General features: G+C 44.3%; 17 protein-coding genes, 2 tRNA genes and 1 pseudogene. 1 reads left to right on the top strand and 19 read right to left on the bottom strand.

Annotated elements, in window-relative coordinates:
* Positions 1 to 75: 75 nt before the first annotated feature.
* The 16 genes from ACK28X_RS03165 to ACK28X_RS03090 all read right to left on the bottom strand — a co-directional run bounded on the left by ACK28X_RS03165 (position 76) and on the right by ACK28X_RS03090 (position 15985).
* On the bottom strand, positions 76 to 966 hold the full coding sequence (locus ACK28X_RS03165) for a biotin--[acetyl-CoA-carboxylase] ligase (protein WP_412058209.1): 891 nt from the start codon (positions 964 to 966) through the stop codon (positions 76 to 78).
* A complete protein-coding gene (gene nuoN / locus ACK28X_RS03160) occupies positions 963 to 2420 on the bottom strand; it encodes an NADH-quinone oxidoreductase subunit NuoN (protein ID WP_412058208.1) in 1458 nt (485 codons plus the stop codon). The genes ACK28X_RS03165 and nuoN overlap by 4 nt, the downstream gene beginning before the upstream one ends.
* A gap of 11 nt (positions 2421 to 2431) precedes the next feature.
* Positions 2432 to 3904, bottom strand: coding sequence for an NADH-quinone oxidoreductase subunit M (locus tag ACK28X_RS03155; RefSeq protein ID WP_412058207.1), 1473 nt, complete (start codon positions 3902 to 3904; stop codon positions 2432 to 2434).
* Entirely contained in the window at positions 3904 to 5868 is a 1965-nt protein-coding gene (nuoL, locus tag ACK28X_RS03150; RefSeq protein WP_412058206.1) for an NADH-quinone oxidoreductase subunit L, read from the bottom strand. The genes ACK28X_RS03155 and nuoL overlap by 1 nt, the downstream gene beginning before the upstream one ends.
* 3 nt (positions 5869 to 5871) lie before the next feature.
* Positions 5872 to 6180, bottom strand: coding sequence for an NADH-quinone oxidoreductase subunit NuoK (nuoK, locus tag ACK28X_RS03145; protein ID WP_412058205.1), 309 nt, complete (start codon positions 6178 to 6180; stop codon positions 5872 to 5874).
* A gap of 13 nt (positions 6181 to 6193) precedes the next feature.
* Positions 6194 to 6814 carry an NADH-quinone oxidoreductase subunit J gene (locus ACK28X_RS03140; RefSeq protein WP_412058204.1) on the bottom strand — a complete coding sequence of 207 codons (621 nt, stop codon included), beginning with the start codon at positions 6812 to 6814 and terminating at the stop codon, positions 6194 to 6196.
* Positions 6815 to 6896: 82 nt separating this feature from the next.
* Positions 6897 to 7388, bottom strand: coding sequence for an NADH-quinone oxidoreductase subunit NuoI (gene nuoI / locus ACK28X_RS03135; protein WP_412058203.1), 492 nt, complete (start codon positions 7386 to 7388; stop codon positions 6897 to 6899).
* 8 nt (positions 7389 to 7396) lie between these two features.
* On the bottom strand, positions 7397 to 8443 hold the full coding sequence (gene nuoH / locus ACK28X_RS03130; protein ID WP_412058202.1) for an NADH-quinone oxidoreductase subunit NuoH: 1047 nt from the start codon (positions 8441 to 8443) through the stop codon (positions 7397 to 7399).
* Positions 8444 to 8462: 19 nt separating this feature from the next.
* Complete coding sequence (gene nuoG, locus ACK28X_RS03125; RefSeq protein WP_412058201.1) at positions 8463 to 10532, bottom strand: NADH-quinone oxidoreductase subunit NuoG; 2070 nt, start codon at positions 10530 to 10532, stop codon at positions 8463 to 8465.
* A gap of 50 nt (positions 10533 to 10582) precedes the next feature.
* Positions 10583 to 11908, bottom strand: coding sequence for an NADH-quinone oxidoreductase subunit NuoF (gene nuoF / locus ACK28X_RS03120; protein ID WP_412058200.1), 1326 nt, complete (start codon positions 11906 to 11908; stop codon positions 10583 to 10585).
* A gap of 87 nt (positions 11909 to 11995) precedes the next feature.
* On the bottom strand, positions 11996 to 12667 hold the full coding sequence (gene nuoE, locus ACK28X_RS03115; protein ID WP_412058199.1) for an NADH-quinone oxidoreductase subunit NuoE: 672 nt from the start codon (positions 12665 to 12667) through the stop codon (positions 11996 to 11998).
* The gene (locus tag ACK28X_RS03110; protein WP_412058198.1) at positions 12667 to 13857 is read right to left on the bottom strand and encodes an NADH-quinone oxidoreductase subunit D; all 1191 of its coding nucleotides are present in this window, start codon (positions 13855 to 13857) and stop codon (positions 12667 to 12669) included. The genes nuoE and ACK28X_RS03110 overlap by 1 nt, the downstream gene beginning before the upstream one ends.
* A 93-nt stretch (positions 13858 to 13950) precedes the next feature.
* Entirely contained in the window at positions 13951 to 14562 is a 612-nt protein-coding gene (locus ACK28X_RS03105; RefSeq protein ID WP_412058197.1) for an NADH-quinone oxidoreductase subunit C, read from the bottom strand.
* Positions 14563 to 14572: 10 nt separating this feature from the next.
* Entirely contained in the window at positions 14573 to 15169 is a 597-nt protein-coding gene (locus tag ACK28X_RS03100; protein ID WP_412058196.1) for a NuoB/complex I 20 kDa subunit family protein, read from the bottom strand.
* Positions 15160 to 15525: an NADH-quinone oxidoreductase subunit A gene (locus ACK28X_RS03095; RefSeq protein ID WP_412058195.1), complete on the bottom strand. Its 366-nt coding sequence runs from the start codon at positions 15523 to 15525 to the stop codon at positions 15160 to 15162. The genes ACK28X_RS03100 and ACK28X_RS03095 overlap by 10 nt, the downstream gene beginning before the upstream one ends.
* 383 nt (positions 15526 to 15908) lie before the next feature.
* Positions 15909 to 15985, bottom strand: a tRNA-Asp gene (locus ACK28X_RS03090).
* 204 nt (positions 15986 to 16189) lie between these two features.
* Here ACK28X_RS03090 and ACK28X_RS03085 point away from each other — a divergent pair.
* A tRNA-Val gene (locus ACK28X_RS03085) sits at positions 16190 to 16265 on the top strand.
* An 83-nt stretch (positions 16266 to 16348) separates the two neighbouring features.
* Here ACK28X_RS03085 and ACK28X_RS03080 read toward each other — a convergent pair.
* The 3 genes and pseudogenes from ACK28X_RS03080 to recN form a co-directional block, all read right to left on the bottom strand.
* A pseudogene (locus ACK28X_RS03080) lies at positions 16349 to 16612 on the bottom strand (tyrosine-type recombinase/integrase); the annotation flags it as partial.
* 465 nt (positions 16613 to 17077) lie between these two features.
* Positions 17078 to 19231 carry an NAD-dependent DNA ligase LigA gene (ligA, locus tag ACK28X_RS03075; RefSeq protein WP_412058278.1) on the bottom strand — a complete coding sequence of 718 codons (2154 nt, stop codon included), beginning with the start codon at positions 19229 to 19231 and terminating at the stop codon, positions 17078 to 17080.
* A gap of 72 nt (positions 19232 to 19303) precedes the next feature.
* Positions 19304 to 20980, bottom strand: a complete 1677-nt coding sequence (recN, locus tag ACK28X_RS03070; RefSeq protein WP_412058277.1) for a DNA repair protein RecN — start codon at positions 20978 to 20980, stop codon at positions 19304 to 19306.
* Position 20981: the final 1 nt, after the last annotated feature.

The following is a 20981-nucleotide window of genomic DNA, read 5'->3' as shown; positions in this document are numbered from 1 at the left end:
TCTACTATAACATAGGCGCTTCTAGCTAAATATAAACCCATTCCCATTAAGAGTAAGGAGCTATAATGGATAACCTCACTCCCTATTCATAGAGCGAGAATGAATCCCACCAAAATGCACATCCCCCGCTGTTATAAAATGGTATTGCCCGCCATCAAGCTTTATAATGCAATTATAATCCTGATCAAGTCCATAAAAAATTCCATCCCAAGTTTGTGTTTCAGAAACAACATGAATTTTCTGACCTAGCATACCACAATGTTTCATCCAAGCTGCGCGAATAATATCGGGCCCGTCGACAGAATGAAATAGAGCATAATTCTTAGAAAAGCTTTCAATCAATGATGCTAATATATCACCCTTATCGGCTTCTATACCAACGGACTGTAAGCTAGCTGTTGGATAAGGAGCTCCCGCATATGTATGAGCCACATTAACGCCAATGCCTATAATCAAAGCATAGTCCCCATCAGCGATCTTTAGGTATTCCAAGAGAATACCGGCAGCTTTCTTCCGCCCCAATAAAAGATCATTGGGCCATTTGAGTTTTATCAAATCAAGACATAATAAAGAGGAGAAAGCCCCCCCCCTTTCATATCGGGCTTTACCAGCTTTTGATAAAAGAGATTTTATTGCTTCTGCTATGCTGACTCCTGCCACAAAACCAAGTTTACCAGCTCTTTGCACAGCTCGCTGTTCATCAAAGTTGGTTATTTCTTCATAACTTTGATCCATTCGCATTTTCAACAGAAGACTAGTATAAAGATTGCCGCGGGGGCTATTCCAAATCCGCCCGCGCCGGCCTCGACCTTGGTTTTGTTCTTCTGCTACCACCCAAAGAGAACCGCTATGCCCCGCTTTAGCCTTTTGTAGTGCAACTTCATTGGTAGAGCCTACACAATCATAAAAATCAACTTCGTAACCATATCTACGCGCTAGAAGGGCGATATTTTCATTTTCTATCATGAAAATAAAGATGCAGCAGCGGTTTGTGCCAATGGCGCGAGCCAAATACCCCAGAAGATATAAAACAAAACAAACAGCATAGATAACCAAAGAACGAGTTTTAATTCTCCAGATAGAGCAACAAAACCATCCTTCGGCTCATCAAACCACATGATTTTGATAAGTCGCAAGTAATAAAAAGCCCCGACCACTGAAGCAACCATACCCACAACCGCCAAAGGCGTGAGACCCGCATTCACCGCGGCAGAAAAAGCGTACCACTTCCCAAAAAAACCTGCCATAAGTGGTATACCCGCTAACGAAAATAACTGAACAGTCATAACAAAGGCCATAAAGGGGTTAGTACTAAAAAGTCCAGATAGATCTTGGATATTTTCCACATGCCCTTCACGGGTACGCATACCCAAAATAAAAGCAAAAGCGCCAATTGTCATGGCTAGATAAATTGTCATGTAAAGGATCACACCCTGCACACCGAGTAAAGTTCCCGCGGCAAGCCCCACTAAGGCATAACCCATATGGCTAATTGACGAATAAGCCATAAGACGCTTAATATTTTTTTGACCAATCGCAGCAAAGGCACCCAAAGCCATTGAGGCAATACCCATAAATACGAGAATCTGCTGCCAAGCAGGCATAGCGCCATCAACCCCTGCCGACGGTGCAAAAGCTCCAACCACAACGCGGATCAATAAGGCCATCGCAGCAATTTTTGGTGCGCCTGCAAAAAAAGCCGTGATAGGCGTAGGCGCACCTTCGTATACATCGGGAGTCCACATATGAAAAGGAACAGCAGAAATCTTAAAAGCTAATCCTGCTAAAACAAATACCATTGCAAAAATAACACCCAATTGCGGGGGGCTACCCGCTAAAGCTATGGCAATTTCTTTGATACCGATCTGACCAGTAAATCCATAAAGGAGGGAAATTCCATAGAGTAACATGCCTGAAGAAAGGGCGCCCAGGACAAAATATTTCAAACCAGCTTCTGATGATTTTAGATTTTCACGATGAATAGCAGCCAAAACGTAAAGGCCCAAAGATTGCAGTTCAAGCCCCATATAGAGCGAAAGCATATTCCCCGCTGAAATCATAACCATCATGCCCAGAGTTACCAAAAGGACAAGCACAGGAAATTCAAATACATCAAATTTCTGAATACGCGAAAAACCTACTGACATGACTAAAGCAAAAAGAGCCCCAACCAAAGCGACCACTTTCATATAGCGACTAAAGTCATCAATGATAAGCGCGTTTTGATAAAAAACGCCCTTTTGTGGGAAAACCACAACCAACAAGATGGTAGCAATTAAAACAGCAATTGCCAAACCGGTGATGGTCACAGAAGCACGGGAACCAGAATAAACTCCAATTAAAAGAAGCACCAAAACACTCAGCGTAACCAAGAGTTCTGGAAAAATAAGCGGCAACTGAGCCATTAAATCAATATGCATGGGCATCGCCTCTATTTTGGGAGCTGGTTAACAAGGGCTTCTACCGCAGCAGCCGTAGTATTTAGAAGGGCTGCTGGATAGATACCAAATAAAACTGTTAAAATGACCATAGGATAAAGAATGATTTTTTCTCGCAAAGAAAGATCCAGCAATCCCTTGAGGCTTTCTTTATCCAAACGACCAAAGATTACCCGCCGCGCTAAATAAAGCGCATAGATAGCAGAGAAAATCACTCCGCTCGTAGCCAAAAGCGCGGTCCATTTACTGATACTAAACGTTCCAATTAACGTGAGAAATTCACCAATAAAGCCGGAAGTCCCTGGTAGCCCTACATTAGCCATAGTAAAAAAGATAAAAACTACCGCGTATTTAGACATATTATGGGCCAACCCGCCAAAAGCCGCGATTTCCCGAGTATGCAGGCGATCATAAATTACCCCAACACACAGGAAAAGTGCCGCGGATACGATCCCATGAGATAGCATTTGATATATTGCTCCCTGAATCGCTATATCATTTGCAGAAAAAATTCCCATCGTCACATAGCCCATATGAGCAATCGAAGAATAGGCAATAAGCTTTTTCATATCGTCTTGGACAAAGGCCACAAGCGAGGTATAAATGATAGCAATAACCGAAAGGCTAAACACAAACGGAGCCATATCGGCTGAAGCGAGAGGGAACATAGGCAGAGAAAAACGCAAAAATCCATAACCGCCCAGCTTTAACAAGATGCCTGCCAAGATTACCGAACCAGCCGTTGGCGCTTCTACGTGGGCATCAGGCAACCAAGTGTGAACAGGCCACATGGGCATCTTTACAGCAAAGGAAGCAAAAAAAGCAAGCCATAGCCAAAACTGCATCGAAGCTGGAAACCGATGGGCCAACAAGGCGGGAATATCAAGAGTGCCGGATTCCCAATACATAGCCATGATCGCTACCAACATTAAAACAGAGCCTAGCAACGTATATAAAAAAAACTTTATACTGGCATAAACCCGGCGCTGGCCGCCCCACACGCCAATAATAATAAACATCGGGATCAAACTGCCTTCAAAGAAGACATAAAACAAAACAGCATCTAAAGCGCAGAAAACCCCGATAATAGCGATTTCTAGCAGGAGAAATGCAATCATATAAGCTTTAAGACGGTTTTGTACGCTTTCCCAACTAGCCAAAATACAAAAGGGCATTAAAAAAGCTGAAAGCACCACAAAAAGAATGGAAATGCCATCCACTCCCATGTGATAGCTAATACCATCACCTAACCAATCAGCTTTCTCAACCATTTGAAAGCCCGCATGCGTCTTATCAAACCCTGCCCATAAAACAAGCGAAAGTATAAAAACGAATAGCGTTGTAAAAAGCGCAACGTTACGAATATTACGCCGCGCATCCTCGCTATCACCTCTGATCAATAAAATCAGGATGATACCAACAAGTGGTAGAAAAGTGATAGTAGAAAGAATTGGCCAGTCAATCATCAGCTTAAGCTCCCGATCATCATCCAAGTGATCAGCGCTGCGATACCGATCAGCATAACAAATGCATAGTGGTAAAGATAGCCTGTCTGCATGCGTACCACTTTATTGGTAATATCCATAACACGCGCTGCAATTCCATTAGGGCCTAGCCCATCAATAATACACCCGTCTCCTACCTTCCATAAAAACCGACCCAATGCCTTCACAGGCCTCACAAGTAAGGTTTGATATACTTCATCAAAGTACCATTTTTTTAGCAAGAACTGATAAACAATAGAAAAGCGTTCTGCCATTTTTTTTGGTACTGAAGGCGCAATAATATAAAAGAGGATTGCTACTACAAAACCTGATATCATCGCAATAAACGGAGACAATTTCACCCATTGTGGGACATGATGTGCTTCATGCATAATTTGATTATCCCTACTAATAAAAAGCGCGTTCTTCCAAAAATCGCTGTAAAGGTCGCCAAAAAAGTATTTATAAAAAATCAATCCAGCAAACAAAGCACCAATAGCCAAGAAAAACAAAGGAATTAACATAACCAGCGTCGATTCATGAACATGATGCATCACATCAGCTGTAGCGCGCGGCTTACCATGGAATGTCATAAAAATGAGGCGCCATGAATAAAAGCTTGTAAAAAATGCCGCAATGACTAACAGCCAAAATCCATAGAGCGCCGCCCCATTGTGCGAAGCAAAGGATACTTCAATAATCGCATCTTTAGAAAAAAATCCAGCCGTTCCAAACAAGGTGCCAGGGATACCCACGCCCGTTAAAGCAAGCGTACCAATGATCATCATCCAATAAGTGGTTGGAATATATTTACGAAGCCCCCCCATTTTACGCATATCCTGCTCATTTGATACGGCATGAATTACCGAGCCCGCACCCAAAAACAACAGCGCTTTGAAGAAAGCATGGGTAAAGAGATGAAATACCGCTGCTCCATAAGCACCCACACCTAAGGCAACAAACATATAACCCAATTGCGAGCAAGTGGAATAAGCAATCACACGCTTGATATCATTTTGTACTAAGCCAACCGTAGCTGCAAAAAAAGCGGTAGTGGCTCCAACAATAATAATTAACGTTTGCGCTGTAGGTGAAAGTTCAAAAAGCGGCGACATACGTGAAACCATGAAAACCCCAGCTGTCACCATAGTAGCGGCGTGAATTAAAGCAGATACTGGGGTAGGCCCTTCCATAGCATCAGGCAGCCAAGTATGGAGCAAAAATTGCGCTGATTTCCCCATCGCACCGATGAATAAAAAAATGCACGCTACTGTAAGTGCATTATAGCCGTCCAATTGCCAAAAAAGAAATTGCATGCTGGATGCAAAATTTTGCGATCCTGCTTTGGCAAAAATCACTTCGAAATTAACTGACTGGAAAAGGGTAAAAACACAAAAAATCCCAATCAAAAAACCAAAATCTCCTACCCGATTAACGACAAAAGCCTTCATCGCTGCTGCGTTAGCCGAAGGCTTTTGAAACCAAAAACCAATCAGCAAATAAGATGCCAAGCCCACACCTTCCCAACCAAAAAACATCTGAATTAGATTATCAGCCGTTACCAACATCAGCATCATAAAGGTAAATAAAGAGAGATAGGCAAAAAAACGAGGCCGGGATGGATCATGGTGCATGTAACCGATGGAATATATATGCACGAGAGCTGATACGCTGTTAACCACCACCAACATAACAGCAGTGAGCGTATCGACATAAAGCGCCCATTGGAATTGTAAATGGCCAATAGATACCCATTTTAAAATGGGCAGATTCAACCCTGCGTTACTACCCAATGCCACCAGAAAAAAGACGATCCACGACAAAAGTGCCGCCACAACCATAAAGGACGAAGTTATAACTTCACACCCACGCGCACCCAAAGTTTTGCCACCAAAAGCAGCTAGCAAAAAACCAAACAGCGGCAAAAAGACGATAGCGTAATACATGCCCTAGCCTTTCATCACATTCACGTCTTCAACGGCAATAGAGCCACGATTGCGGAAAAAGACTACCAAAATCGCCAAGCCTATCGCCGCTTCTGCCGCTGCGACCGTTAATATAAACAAAGCAAAAATCTGACCAACAAGGTCGTGTAAAACCGCCGAAAAGGCAACAAAATTGAGATTAACAGCTAGCAAAATTAATTCAATCGACATCAAAATAATGATCACATTCTTTCTGTTAAGAAAAATGCCGAAAATCCCAATAGTAAACATCATTGCCGAAACAGTTAGGTAGTGTGCAATATCAACATGCATGATCATTTTCCTGTTAAATACCTTTGCCAGTTTCAACTTTTTTAATCTCAATTGCATTTTTAGGTGAGCGCGCCACCTGCGCAGCAATTGACTGTCGTTTCACTCCAGGCCTGTGGTGAAGGGTTAATATAATAGCCCCAATCATTGCCACCAAAAGTACCAGCCCCGCCATTTGAAAATAAAAAGCGTAATCAGTATAAAGGAGGTCACCTAAAGCTTCAGTATTGGTGCGCGTAGCTAAATCTGGCATGGGCTGAGTGATATTGGCCGCAAGGTTGGGCGAAAAATGCATACTGATATAAACAAAGATCAGTTCAAGCGCTACAATAAAACCAATCAAAGCGCCAATTGGTGCATACTTTAATGCACCACTTTTGAGTTCAACAAAATCAATGTCGAGCATCATCACAACGAATAAGAACAAAACTGCGACAGCACCTACATAAACAACCAGCAATAATAGCCCTAAAAATTCAGCTCCCGCCAAGAGAAAAAGCGCTGCGGCGTTGAAAAACGCTAAAATGAGAAATAATACAGAATGAACGGGGTTACGTGCTGTAACTACCATAACAGCGCTGGCAATCATAACAAAAGCGAACAAATAGAAAAATGCAGCCGCTAGACCTGTTAACATGGGTCTTCCCTAATCTTAAATCAAATGGTTGACGCAAAACGCCAAGTTGCATTCATCGGAAAACTCCGACACCTAAAAGCGCCTAGCGATAAGGCGCATCCATTTTAATATTGCGCGCGATTTCTCGCTCCCAACGATCACCGTTTTCAAGCAATTTTTCCTTATCATAATAAAGCTCTTCGCGTGTCTCTGTTGCAAATTCAAAATTAGGGCCTTCCACAATAGCCTCGACTGGACAGGCCTCTTGGCAAAAACCGCAATAAATACATTTCACCATATCAATATCATAGCGAACGGTGCGTCTTGTCCCATCATTGCCACGCGGAGCTGCCTCAATTGTTATCGCTTGTGCAGGGCAAATAGCCTCACATAGTTTGCAAGCAATGCACCTTTCTTCACCATTTGGATACCGACGCAAAGCATGCTCACCCCGAAATCGAGGAGATACAACCCCCTTTTCATAAGGGTAGTTGATAGTTGGCTTAGGTGCAAAAAACTGCCGCATCGCCAAGAAAAAGGCGCTGAAAAATTCTAATAATAAGAGCGATTTCGCTGCTTGAAATAAGTTCAACATACAAGCCCCTAACCTAACGCATTGAGTTTTAACACCAAAGCTGTTGCTACAACCATGAACAATGAAATCGGCAAAAATACTTTCCAGCCAAGGCGCATTAATTGATCATAACGATAGCGCGGAACAAAAGCTTTCACCATAGCAAACCAGAAAAAAACAAAGCACACTTTCAAAACAAACCAAACAACGCCCGGCACCCAATTTAACCACCAAACATCCAACGGTGGCAACCAGCCTCCAAGAAAAAGAATAGTAGTAAGTGCACACATTAAAACAATCGCCACATATTCGCCTAGAAAAAACAACATATACGGTGTGGAAGAATATTCCACCATATGGCCGGCTACTAGCTCTGATTCCGCTTCAACAAGATCAAAAGGCGGTCGATTGGTTTCTGCTAAAGCAGAAATAAAGAAAATAATAAACATCGGAAAAAGAGCGAGCCAATTCCAGTCTAAAAAGCTTCCATGAGTGAAACCAAAATAGGTGCCTAACCCCGCCTTTTGCTGTAAAACAATTGTTGTAAGATCAAGCGACCCGCTTACCAAAATCACCGTAACCAAAACAAAACCAATTGATACCTCATAGGAAACCATTTGCGCTGCCGAACGCAAAGCGCCTAAAAAAGGATATTTAGAGTTCGATGCCCAACCACCCATAATAACACCATAAACCTCAAGCGAGGAAATGGCTAAAATATATAATAAGCCGATATTAATGTTCGCAATTGCCCAACCTTCGTTAACAGGCACCACCGCCCAAGCTGAGAGCGCTAAAGTAGCTGCGATAAACGGTGCCAATAAAAACACGGTCTTATCCGCGGCTGCGGGAATAATAGGCTCCTTAAGTGCAAATTTAATAAGGTCTGCAAAGGATTGCAGCAAACCCCACGGCCCTACCACATTAGGCCCGCGCCGTAATTGGACTGCTGCCCAAATCTTGCGATCGGCATAAAGCAAATAAGCGATACATAGCAACAAAACGACCAATAAAATCAGGGCCTTTCCCACTACAGTCAATAAAGGCAATAGCCAGGTCATAAAGAAATCATACATAATTGCTTTCCCTCTCTGCCTATTGAGCTGCGTCTTGCGTATCAGCCTGCATAAGAGCTGAACATTGAGCCATTACTTTTGAAGCCCGCGCAATTGGATTAGTTAGATAAAAGTCTTTAATAGGCGAAAAAAAGACCTCCTCACCTAGCTCCCCTAATTGTTTAGAAAGTACTTCTAAGCCTTTTTTATCACTGGGAGAAATTTCATCAACCATAGCCATATGTGGAAAATCAGCAAAAAGCTTTTGACGCAATTCAAACAAAGAATCAAAAGGCAAATTATGGCCTAACACACTAGAAAGTGCTCGTAAAATAGCCCAGTCTTCTTTAGCTTGACCTGGTGCAAAACCAGCGCGCGCCGTCATTTGCACCCGCCCCTCTGTGTTAACGTAAATGCCCGATTTTTCGGTATAGGCCGACGCTGGCAAAATCACATCGGCGGCATGCGCACCATGATCGCCATGACTTCCAATATAAATAATAAACGGTTTATCCAATTCTGGCAAAACCACTTCATCGGCTCCCAGCAAAAAGACTAACTTTGATTCTTTCAGAAGGTGCGTTACACCCTGTGAAATAAAGCCAATATCAAGTCCTCCGACTTGTGCGGCCGCTTGATGCAGAACCGCAAAGCCATTCCAACCTTCTTTTACAGCCCCTACATTAAGAGCCAATTTTGCTAAATTTTGCCAAACAATTTTACCAACCTCGCCTAACAGGGCGCCTTGACCAATCAAAATCAAAGGTTTTTTTGCTTCTTTCAACACATCATAAAAGGGACTCTGGCCTTGCATCAAGGATTTGAGACTTTTGCTACCCGCCCCTAGATATTCATAAGGATACCGTAAATCGACCGATTCACCGATTAAAGCTATAGGAAAATGGCCTTGCCGTTGACGTTTTAAGATCCGAGCGTTCAAAACCGCCGCTTCAAGACGAGGATTAGATCCTATGATCAATAAAGCATCTGCATCTTCAATCCCCTCAATACTAGGATTAAAAAGGTAAGCAACACGACCAAAATCAGGAGTAAGCGCCACACTATTTTGACGGCATTCAACCATTTTGCTCCCTAAATTAGCAAGGAGCATTTTTAAAGCATACATTTCCTCAACCGTGGCCATGTCGCCAGCAATAGCACCAATTTTAGCGGAATCAACTTTAGCCACCTGCTCGCGAATACAGGCAAAAGCTTCATCCCAACTAGCGGCAACTAAACGGCCTTGATGGCGAATATAAGGACGGTCTAAGCGCTGGGTGCGCAAGCCATCCCAAATAAAACGCGTTTTGTCAGAAATCCATTCTTCATTCACCGCTTCATTTACTCGCGGTACAATACGCATGACCTCGCGTCCCCGCACATCAACACGAATGGCACTACCTACAGCATCCATTACGTCAATCGATTCCGTCTTTGTTAACTCCCAAGGGCGTGCATGGAATGCGTAGGGACGTGAGGTTAAAGCCCCCACTGGACAAAGATCTATTACATTGCCCTGTAATTCAGAACTCATCGCTTTTTCTAAATAGGTAGTGATTTCTGCATCCTCTCCTCTCCCGATAAGCCCAAGTTCTGAAATCCCCGCCACTTCGGTAGTAAAACGCACACAACGCGTACAATGGATGCAACGGGTCATCACCGTTTTAACCAAAGGGCCAATATATTTATCTTCAACCGCCCGCTTATTTTCTTCATAACGCGAATAATCGCGTCCATAAGCCATAGCTTGGTCTTGGAGATCACATTCTCCTCCTTGATCACAGACAGGACAATCAAGTGGGTGATTAATCAATAAAAATTCCATCACCCCCTCGCGCGCTTTTTTTACCATTGCGCTATTAGTAAACATTTCTGGTAATTCACCATTAGGACCCGGGCGCAAATCACGCACACCCATCGCACAAGAAGCTTGTGGCTTGGGTGGCCCACCCTTTACCTCAACTAAACACATACGGCAATTACCAGCTACTGACAAACGTTCATGAAAGCAAAAACGCGGCACTTCTGCCCCCGCCTCCTCCGCCGCCTGCAACAACGTATAGTGATCAGGAACCTCGATCTCTTTACCGTCAACTTTGATTTTTGCCATCGTTATTCCAGTCCGCATTTCTCTACTTGTTGCTATCCCCAACGGAAGAGCTATTGTGCTGCTTCAAGCCCTTCAAATGTTGGAAGGGCACTATTCTTGCTTTGCGATGCATTACGTGTATAAGCATCAATCCTTTGTTCAATTTCATCACGGAAATTGCGAATTAAACCTTGCACAGGCCAAGCAGCTGCATCGCCGAGCGCACAGATTGTATGCCCCTCAACTTGCTTTGAAACATCAAACAAGAGGTCAATTTCACGTTTTTGGGCACGGCCTTCAACCATACGTCCTAAAAGCCGCATCATCCAGCCTGTCCCTTCACGACAAGGAGTGCACTGACCGCAACTTTCATGCTTAAAAAAAGCGGCAATTCGCCAGATTGCTTTAATAATATCGGTAGATTTATCCATCACAATGGCTCCCCCCGTTCCAAAAGAAGAACCGACATCACGCATCCCATCAAAATCCATAATCGCATCCATCATCGCTTCACCACGCACCACTGGACAAGATGCGCCACCAGGAATGACCCCTAATAAATTATTCCAACCACCGCGAATGCCTCCCGCATGCTTTTCAATCAGCTCACGGAAGCTAATACCAAGCCCCTCTTCTACGGTACAAGGCGTGTTCACATGCCCAGAAATCATAAAAAGTTTTGTTCCTACATTATTAGGACGCCCAATAGATGAAAACCAAGACGCTCCACGACGCAAAATTTCTGGTGCAACTGCAATAGATTCTACATTGTTAACCGTAGTAGGGCACCCATAAAGCCCCATATTAGCTGGAAAAGGGGGTTTTAAACGAGGCTGCCCCTTTTTACCTTCCAAACTTTCTAAGAGGGCGGTTTCTTCTCCGCAAATATAAGCCCCTGCTCCATGGTGTACGATAATATCACAGTGATGCCCATGTTTGGTTTTTTTACCTAACAGCCCAGCATCATAACATGCATCAATAGCCGCTTGCAGAGCCTCGCGTTCGCGAATATATTCACCGCGAATGTAAATAAAAGCCGCATGTGCCCCCATGGCAAAGGTAGCGATTACACAGCCTTCAATGAGTGTGTGAGGATCATTACGTAGAATTTCACGGTCTTTACAAGTTCCAGGCTCTGATTCATCAGCATTAACTACCAAATAATGAGGCCGCCCGTCATTTTGCTTAGGCATAAACGACCATTTCATTCCCGTTGGAAAACCTGCACCTCCGCGCCCACGCAAACCTGATGCCTTCATCTCATCAATAATCCAATCGCGCCCCTTCGCTAAAATTGCCTTTGTGCCGTCCCATTGCCCACGCGCCATCGCACCTTTTAGCGACTTATCATGCAAACCATATATATTGGTGAAGATGCGATCTTTATCCGCCAGCATAACTCACCTTTTCCTCTTGTTAAACGTAATCAACGTTATCATTCATCAAATTTACGCCACTAGGTTTAGCGCTTTCTATCAATTGTTTTAGTCGTTTTCTCTACCATCAATATTTGAGGCATTCACTGTACTGCTTGCTGCATCGTGAATCTCTCCAAGCAAAGCAGTCAGTCCACCCAAGGGCTCCGATGAGTGACGACCATTTTGTGGACCTGGCTTAATCTCATCTCCACGCCCCTCGCTAAAAGCGTCAATAATCTCTTCTAAACGTTCGGGCGTAAGATCTTCATAAGTATCTTTGAAAATCATGACCATAGGTGCGTTCACACAAGCGCCAAGGCACTCCACTTCTTCCCAGGATAGATCTCCCGTCGCGTTGGTGGTAAAGGGTTGATCATGGATCCTTTTTCGACATAGATCAATAAGATTGCCCGCCCCACGCAACATGCATGGCGTGGTACCACAAATTTGAATATGCGCTCTTTTACCCACAGGCTTTAGCTGAAACTGCGTATAAAAAGTCGCCACTTCTAGCACCCGAATATACGCCATAGATAACATTTGAGCGATATATTCAATTGCGGCACGGGTTACCCACCCCTCTTGCTCTTGCGCCCGCATCAACAAGGGAATCACTGCCGATTGCGAACGCCCTTCGGGGTATTTGGCAATAGTTTGTTTAGCCCACTCTTGATTTTCAGCAGTAAAAGCAAAAACCTTTGGTTGAATAGAGTCCTCTGCAAGACGACGCACCGACATTAGCGATCAACCTCTCCAAAAACGATATCAATGGAACCAAGGATAGCCGTAGCATCGGCAAGCATATGCCCCCGTGTAAGGAAATCCATAGCCTGCAAGTGAGCAAAGCCAGGAGCCCGCAATTTTACCCGATATGGCTTATTCGTACCATCCGAAACAAGAAAAACCCCAAATTCTCCTTTTGGTGCTTCCACCGCGGCATAAACCTCTCCCTTTGGGGTATGAAAACCTTCCGTGAATAATTTAAAATGCTGAATCAATGCTTCCATGGACTGTTTCATGCCCCCGCGCTTTGGTGGAATTACCTTATAATCAAGGCTTGAAACCGGGCCGCATCGCTCTGTTCCTAACAAACGATCTACGCATTGTCGCATAATACGTGCCGATTGACGCATTTCTTCCATACGAATCAAATAACGATCATAACAATCACTATTTTTACCAATAGGTATATCAAACTCTAATTCGTCATAGCATTCATAGGGCTGACTTTTACGCAAATCCCATGCCACACCAGCACCGCGAATCATCACACCAGAAAAACCACGCGCCCAAGCTTCTTCAGCACTCACAACACCGATATCAGCATTGCGCTGCTTGAAAATACGATTTGGTGTAACAAGTGCATCAAGCCGCCTAAGCGATTCTAAAAAGGGGTCAATAAAGGCACCAATATCTTCCACTAAAGCATGAGGTAAATCCTGGTGAACACCGCCAGGGCGGAAATAATTAGCATGCATTCGCGCGCCCGAAGCACGTTCATAAAAAATCATCAATCTTTCGCGCTGCTCAAACCCCCATAAGGGGGGGGTAAGCGCCCCCACATCCATAGCTTGGGTCGTCACATTCAAAAGATGATTAAGAATACGCCCAATCTCACAAAACAAAACGCGAATTAACTGACCGCGCTTTGGTACCTCAAGCCCCAGCAAGCGCTCAATTGCTAAAACGAAGGCGTGCTCTTGATTCATCGGCGCTACATAATCCAATCGATCAAGATAAGGCCCCGCTTGAAGGTAGGTTTTGGTTTCCATCAACTTTTCGGTACCGCGGTGCAAAAGCCCGATATGAGGGTCAACACGCTCGACCACTTCACCATCAAGTTCCAGAACCATCCGCAACACTCCGTGTGCAGCTGGATGCTGTGGACCAAAGTTAATATTAAAGTTTCGGACATTGACCTCAGCCACGATCAATCCCCTTATCATTTGCGAGCATAGATTCAACCAAAATCAACGCCATGCCTTGTAGCTTCCCGAAAGCCATATAAGCAACCTGTCCTATCACTTTCCGCTCCCTACCTTTTCATCGCCAGGCAAGATATGGTCAATTCCCTCCCAAGGCGAAAGAAAATCAAAGTCGCGCATCTCTTGCCGCAAAACAACTGGCTCATAAACAACACGCTTCACTTCATTATCATAGCGGCACTCTACAAAACCCGTTACAGGAAAATCTTTCCGCAAGGGATAACCATCAAAACCATAATCAGTAAGAATACGCCTTAAATCAGGATGTCCAACAAATAAAATACCATACATATCATAAGTTTCACGCTCATACCAATCAGCGCCTGGGTACACCTCACAAGCGGAAGGAATAGGCTTATCTTCATCAGTTTTCACTTTCACCCGCAAGCGAAAATTTTGCCGCGGCGATAAAAGATGGTAGCAAACATCAAAGCGCTCCACTCGTCCTGGATAATCCACCCCACAAATATCGATCAAATTAATGAATTGGCACTGAGAATCATCACGCAAAAAGCTTAGCACCTCAATGATTGCCTCACGTTTTACTGTGATGGTTAACTCTTCAAATGCCAAAAGAGCCTCCTCAAGGCGGTCATTTAAACGTTCTTCTAAATAAGCTTTTAACTCAATTAGCGCTTCATTTGCCATAGAACCTCCTTTAGCGCTCTATTGAGCCCGTACGACGGATTTTCTTTTGTAATAATAAAATACCGTATAAAAGCGCTTCTGCCGTCGGTGGACAACCCGGAACATAAATATCCACAGGAACAATTCGATCACAACCGCGCACCACAGAGTAGGAATAGTGATAATACCCGCCCCCATTAGCACACGACCCCATAGAGATCACATAACGAGGCTCAGGCATTTGATCATAAACCTTACGCAAAGCCGGCGCCATTTTATTTGTGAGCGTTCCAGCCACCACCATCACATCTGATTGGCGCGGTGAAGCGCGCGGCGCATAACCAAAACGCTCATTATCATAATGCGGCATTGAGCATTGCATCATCTCCACCGCACAACAAGCCAAACCAAAACTCATCCACATCAGCGAACCCGTACGAGCCCAAGTAATCAAAGCATCCGCCGAAGTAAGTAAAAAACCTTTATGAGAGAGCTCTTCATTCATTTCTTGAAAAAAAGAGTCACCAGCTCCTAGTAGCTCGCCCGTATTGGGATCAATAAGCCCTTTGGGCCGTGGCGCGATAAGCGGCAATTCACCAGGAGCAGTTGCAGTAGCACTCAATCCCATTCCAACGCTCCTTTTTTCCACTCATAAATAAACCCAACCGTTAAAACGCCTAGAAAAACCATCATAGACCAAAAACCAAACCAACCTAATTTGTGAAAAACAACAGCCCAAGGAAACAAAAACGCCACTTCTAGGTCAAAAATAATAAAAAGAATTGAAACAAGATAAAACCTAACATCAAATTTCATGCGGGCATCATCAAAGGAATTAAACCCACATTCATAAGCTGAAAGCTTTTCAGCATCAGGCGCGCGATAAGCTACAATATAGGGAATAATCAAAAGCGCACCAGTTAAGACAATCGAAACAGCGATAAAAATCAAAACAGGTAAATAAGAGCTTAATAAGTTTGTCATGGTTCCTTCCGCTTAGTTTGATCAAGAGAATCAAAACTCTACCCACAAGCCTAGATCACAAAGCTAAAAATCTGCACTTCAGCCAAAGACATAAATGCAGTGAATAAAACTTTACCTTTACACTGACACCATAGGGTTAGCTCATGATTCTGCCCGTACAGCTTCAAGGGCATGCCGCGCATAATTCCTAAAAAGGTTATCGCACCCAGCGCCATGAAGCAAGAGCACAGCAGCCAAATTATACAAAAATACACACTTATCCCACTCACAACTAAGTGATTGCCATTACCAAAAAATGGCCTCACAAATGTTTTAGTAAAACTTGGAATATTACGCTTGAGAATACTGAATATCTATTAAGGACAAGCACATAGAACAATAAATGGCGCGAGTGACGGGGCTCGAACCCGCGACCTCCGGCGTGACAGGCCAGCACTCTAACCAACTGAGCTACACCCGCGCATTTCTTAAACCAGTTTTCTACTGGTGTGATGGTCGTTTAAGGATTTATAGCGTAACTGTCAAGCGCCTTGAGCCATTTTCTTTAAAAAAAGCATGACCTGCTTTTTCAATTTTATATATTTTTTGCAAAAATATGCATTTTTCCCTTGCGCAGCATAAAAGTTTTGCTTAAAGAATGCCCACCAAGATAAAATATCGCGAAGGGCGATTAGCTCAGTTGGTAGAGCGCCTCGTTTACACCGAGGATGTCGGGAGTTCGAGTCTCTCATCGCCCACCATTTTAAGTAAAATCAAATACTTAGTAAAAAGTCGCAAATTTTCTTACTTTATGATTTTATTATGTTTTTTTGATATCATCCCCTTACCCTTTTTGTATCCTTTCTATCGCTTCAAGGGCTATTCTACGGCGGTCAACGCTTTGGGTATAAAGCGATGCCATATTATCATCAGTCCATCCAAAAATGGCTTTTAATTGTGCAACAACCGCCCCTGAATTCGCCGCCCTCGTTGCCGCTAGTTACGTAAGCTATGGGCTGATTTTTTAACACCTACCTCATTACACGCTTCACAAAATAAAATCTTCTTTCGTAAGATTCTCGCCACTTTTACGGCAAATAAATATTTCTTCCTATTACTACGTGCCCAACCAATATATACTATAACATTGATTTTATTAAAAAATAGTAGCAAAGAAGCGTAAAAAAGCAAAAGACCATTCATGGAGCTCGTGAACCGCTGAATGTGCGCGCTAATACACGGTTTAGACATCCTGAAACCATATTCAAGCTTACCTATAAGCAATTCAATATCACTTTCAGCAGTTTTGCCCCAAACCGCAATGGCAGTGATTTTCTTAGTGATGTTCGGTTGGCGGTTGCAAGGGATAAAGCCATCCCTATCGGCTCAACAGCCCAGGGCACGAGCACCTTATTAAGCCACTATATAAATCTTGGCAAAAGATTTTAAAAAAGGCCTATAATAAGGAGGGCAGAAATTTTAGCTACAAGCTATTCCTGTCGTAGCCAAGCCGAACGCTTCGATCAGTGCACTTTACGCCACCCGCTTGAGGTTTTGGCGGCTCATTTTAATATTAAGGGCGGACCATCTGCAACCATGCTGTTTCATCAATAACTGCTACACCCAAAGCTTGTGCCTTAGTTAATTTAGAACCAGCCTTTTCGCCCGCCACTACGAGATCGGTTTTTTTGGAAACAGAAGTAGAGATTTTTGCCCCCATACGTTCTGCCACCGCCTTGGATTCATCGCGCGATATATGCGTAAAACTTCCTGTAAAAACAACAATTTTTCCTGCCAAAGGTAAACTAGCGCTTTCTTGATCTAGACCGCTATCGTCTACCAATGGGGTAACTTCTTCTAATAAAGCAGCAAGCGTTTTTTGATTACGGTCCTCTTGATAAAAATCAACAATCGCTTGACCAACAATTGCACCAACGCCTTCAACCATCATCAATTCCTGCCAAGCAGCATTGCCTTCCCTCTCTTTTTCAGTGGGGGGGCGGGCTGTGGTAGCGGCACACGCAAAATTTTCATAAGTGCAATATGCACGCGCCAAACGTTTGGCTGTTACGGCTCCAATGTGACGGATGCCCAAAGCAAAAAGAAAACGATTTAGCGCAATTTGGCGGCGGGCATTGATTGCCTTATAAAGCTTAACGACTGAAACTTTACCAAAACCTTCTTTGTTTTCTAAACGTATGAGCGCATTCTGCTGCCGGTGTTCTAGGGTAAAAATATCAACGGGCGTATGAATCGCAAGATCATCTTCTTCAGCATTGAAAAAAAACTCCACCTGCTTTTCGCCCAAACCTTCAATATCAAAGGCTTGGCGCGAAACAAAATGGCGCAAACGCTCCACTGCTTGTGCAGGGCATGTCAAACCAGCCGTACAGCGGCGGGCGGCCTCTCCCTCCTCCCTCGTGGTATGGCTACCGCAAACGGGACATAAATGAGGAAAAATGAAGGGCGCACTTGTTTCAAGCCTGTTTGTGATAACCACATCAACAATTTGTGGTATCACATCACCAGCCCGTTGAATAATAACTGTGTCACCAAGGCGAATATCCCGCCCTTCGCGAATTTTTTCGCCCTTAGCGCCAATTGCTTTAATATAGTCCTCATTATGAAGGGTAGCATTGGTGACCACTGCCCCCCCCACAGTAACTGGCTTAAGTCGAGCAACAGGGGTTAAAACCCCTGTACGCCCCACCTGAACTTCAATACCTTCAACAATTGTTTGAGCCTTTTCGGCTGAAAATTTATGCGCAATAGCAAAACGCGGAGCACGCGCGACAAAACCCAAGCGCTCTTGCAGGGTAAGATCATTCACCTTATAAACCACGCCGTCAATATCATAGCCCAAATGGGGTCGTTGCGCTTCAATAAAACGGTAATGCGCCAATAGATCTGCCACCTGATCAAACACCGCCATATAGGGATTGATAACAAATCCATAACCCTGCAAGGTCATTATCATTGCATATTGAGTAGAGGCCGGTGGCTTTGTTACCTCTCCCCAGCCATAAGCAAAAAACTTTAGTTGCCGCCCTGCGGTGATACGGCTATCCAACTGTCGTAAGGAACCAGCAGCGGCGTTACGAGGGTTAACAAAAGTTGGCTTATTTTGCGCAATCTGCCGCGCATTTAGCGCCGCAAAATCTTCATGCGCCATGTAAACTTCACCACGCACCTCAAGAAGGGACGGTACTTTCCCTTTTAAATGCAAGGGGATATCTGCAATCACGCGCACATTGGCGGTTACATTTTCACCCGTCAAACCATCACCGCGGGTGGCCGCGCTTACCAAACGGCCATTTTCATAACGCAAAGAAAGAGAAAGTCCATCAATTTTTGGCTCAGCAACAATTTCTAGCTTTTGTGTCGCATCAAAGCGTAAAAATCGACGGATACGTTCAAAAAAATTTTCTACGTCCCCGTCATCAAAAGCGTTGTCCAAAGAAAGCATAGGAACACAATGGGCAATCTTTTCAAACTTTTCAGCAACGGGTGCTCCCACCAGCTGTGTAGGAGAATCAGCACGAACTAAGCTCGGGAAACGGGCTTCAATCGCTTGATTGCGGTAGCGCAAAGCATCATAAGCAGAATCAGAAATTTCTGGTGCATCATGTTGATAATATAGAATATCATGGCGGGGAATTTCATACGCGAGTTCTGCTAATTCTGCGGCTGCTTCCAATGGGGTTAAATCTTCTACCGCCTTTTTTATCATTATCGAAGCCTTCTTTATACCAAATCCGCCCAAACCAATATCATAGTGAGTTTATAGACGAAACACAGCCTATTCTGTATGGGCGTGTCGCAAAAGCTCTTTTGCAGCGGCACGCGCTTCATCGGTGATATGCGCGCCTGCCAACATGCGAGCGATTTCCTCACCACGGTCTTCTTCAGCCATTTTATGCAAGGTGATAGTCATATGACGACCCCCTTCATCCAATTTTTTGGCAATCAAAAAATGATGATGCGCGCGCGCAGCCACTTGCGGCGCATGGGTCACCGCCAACACTTGCACGCGTTCAGCCAAACGCTGCAAACGTTGACCAATGGCATCGGCAACCGCACCACCCGCGCCTGTGTCAATTTCATCAAATATAAGGGTGGGAGCAGAACCTTTATCAGCTAACACCACCTTTAAAGCCAATAAAAAGCGCGATAATTCTCCACCCGAAGCCACCTTCATTATCGGACCAGGGCGGCTCCCTGGGTTTGTACACACCCAAAATTCCACGCGGTCAATCCCTCGCGGTCCTGGTTCTTCAGGCGTACTATCTATCTTTACAAGGAATTGGGCACTTCCCAATTTTAAAGCCGGCAGCTCTGCCATTACTGCTTTTGTTAACTGTTCCGCTGCCCTATGCCTTTGTTGCGATAGACCTTGCGCACCCATATCATATGCCGCCCTTGCAGCAATAAGCGCCCTTTCTAACATAACAACCTTTTCCTCACCCGCATTTAACGATGCAAGGTCAGCAGCCATTTTTTCTTGTATAGTTGGTAAATCATCAGCCAAGCACTGATATTTACGACCAGCTGCACGCAAAGCAAACAGGCGTTCTTCAAGACGCTCCAATTCCCCATGGTCAAAATCTAAACTACGCAGAGCCTCTCTTGCAGCATCATGGGCACGACCAAGCATTTCAATAGCCCCATCAAGAGACTCTACCACTGGACGAATTAGTAGCTCCGCGTCAGTCATTTTACGTTCCAGTCGACGCACCACGTGAATAAGAGTTTCTATAGGAGAATGCGCGCTACCAAATAAATCATCGACTTGCCTAATTTCAACGGTTATTTTTTCTGCTTTTTGCATAGAAGAACGCCGATGCGCTAAGTCTTGCTCTTCTCCTTCAACGGGCGCAAGAGTGCGCAATTCTTCAAGGCTCGCGCGTAAATAATCTGCCTCTCGCACGGCTTCCATAATAGCGGATTTTTGTTTAGCAAGCGCATCTTCTGTCTCCCGCCAATGGTAATAAGCCGCCTTAACTGCGGCTCTTTCAGCCTCAAGGCCAGCAAAAGCGTCAAGCAATTGACAGTGAGCATCAATATCCACCAAAGCCCGCTCAGCATGCTGCCCATGGATTTCCACAAGGCTACGGCCGATTTCACGCATCAAAGTAACACTTGCCGATTGATCATTAATAAAAACGCGACTTCGTCCATCAGCAAATTGTACCCGCCGTAAAATCACGTCGCCTTCATCATCAAGCCCATGCGCACGCATGATCGCACGCGCTGGATGCTGAGCATCCACGTCAAAAACAGCTCGCACCTGACCACTACTTGCCCCTTGGCGTACTAAACCGGCATCACCCCGCAAGCCAAGCGCTAAGGAAAGAGAATCAAGCAAAATTGACTTCCCTGCTCCCGTTTCACCTGTTAAAACGGAAAGCGATAAGGAAAAATCAATGTCAAGCTTTTCGATGATCACAATATCGCGAATCGAAAGCTGTAGAAGCATT

The sequence above is a fragment of the Bartonella sp. DGB2 genome (assembly GCF_046843095.1).
Taxonomy (GTDB): domain Bacteria; phylum Pseudomonadota; class Alphaproteobacteria; order Rhizobiales; family Rhizobiaceae; genus Bartonella.
Note: the sequence above shows the minus strand (reverse complement) of the source record. Positions and strands in the feature narration are given on the sequence as shown.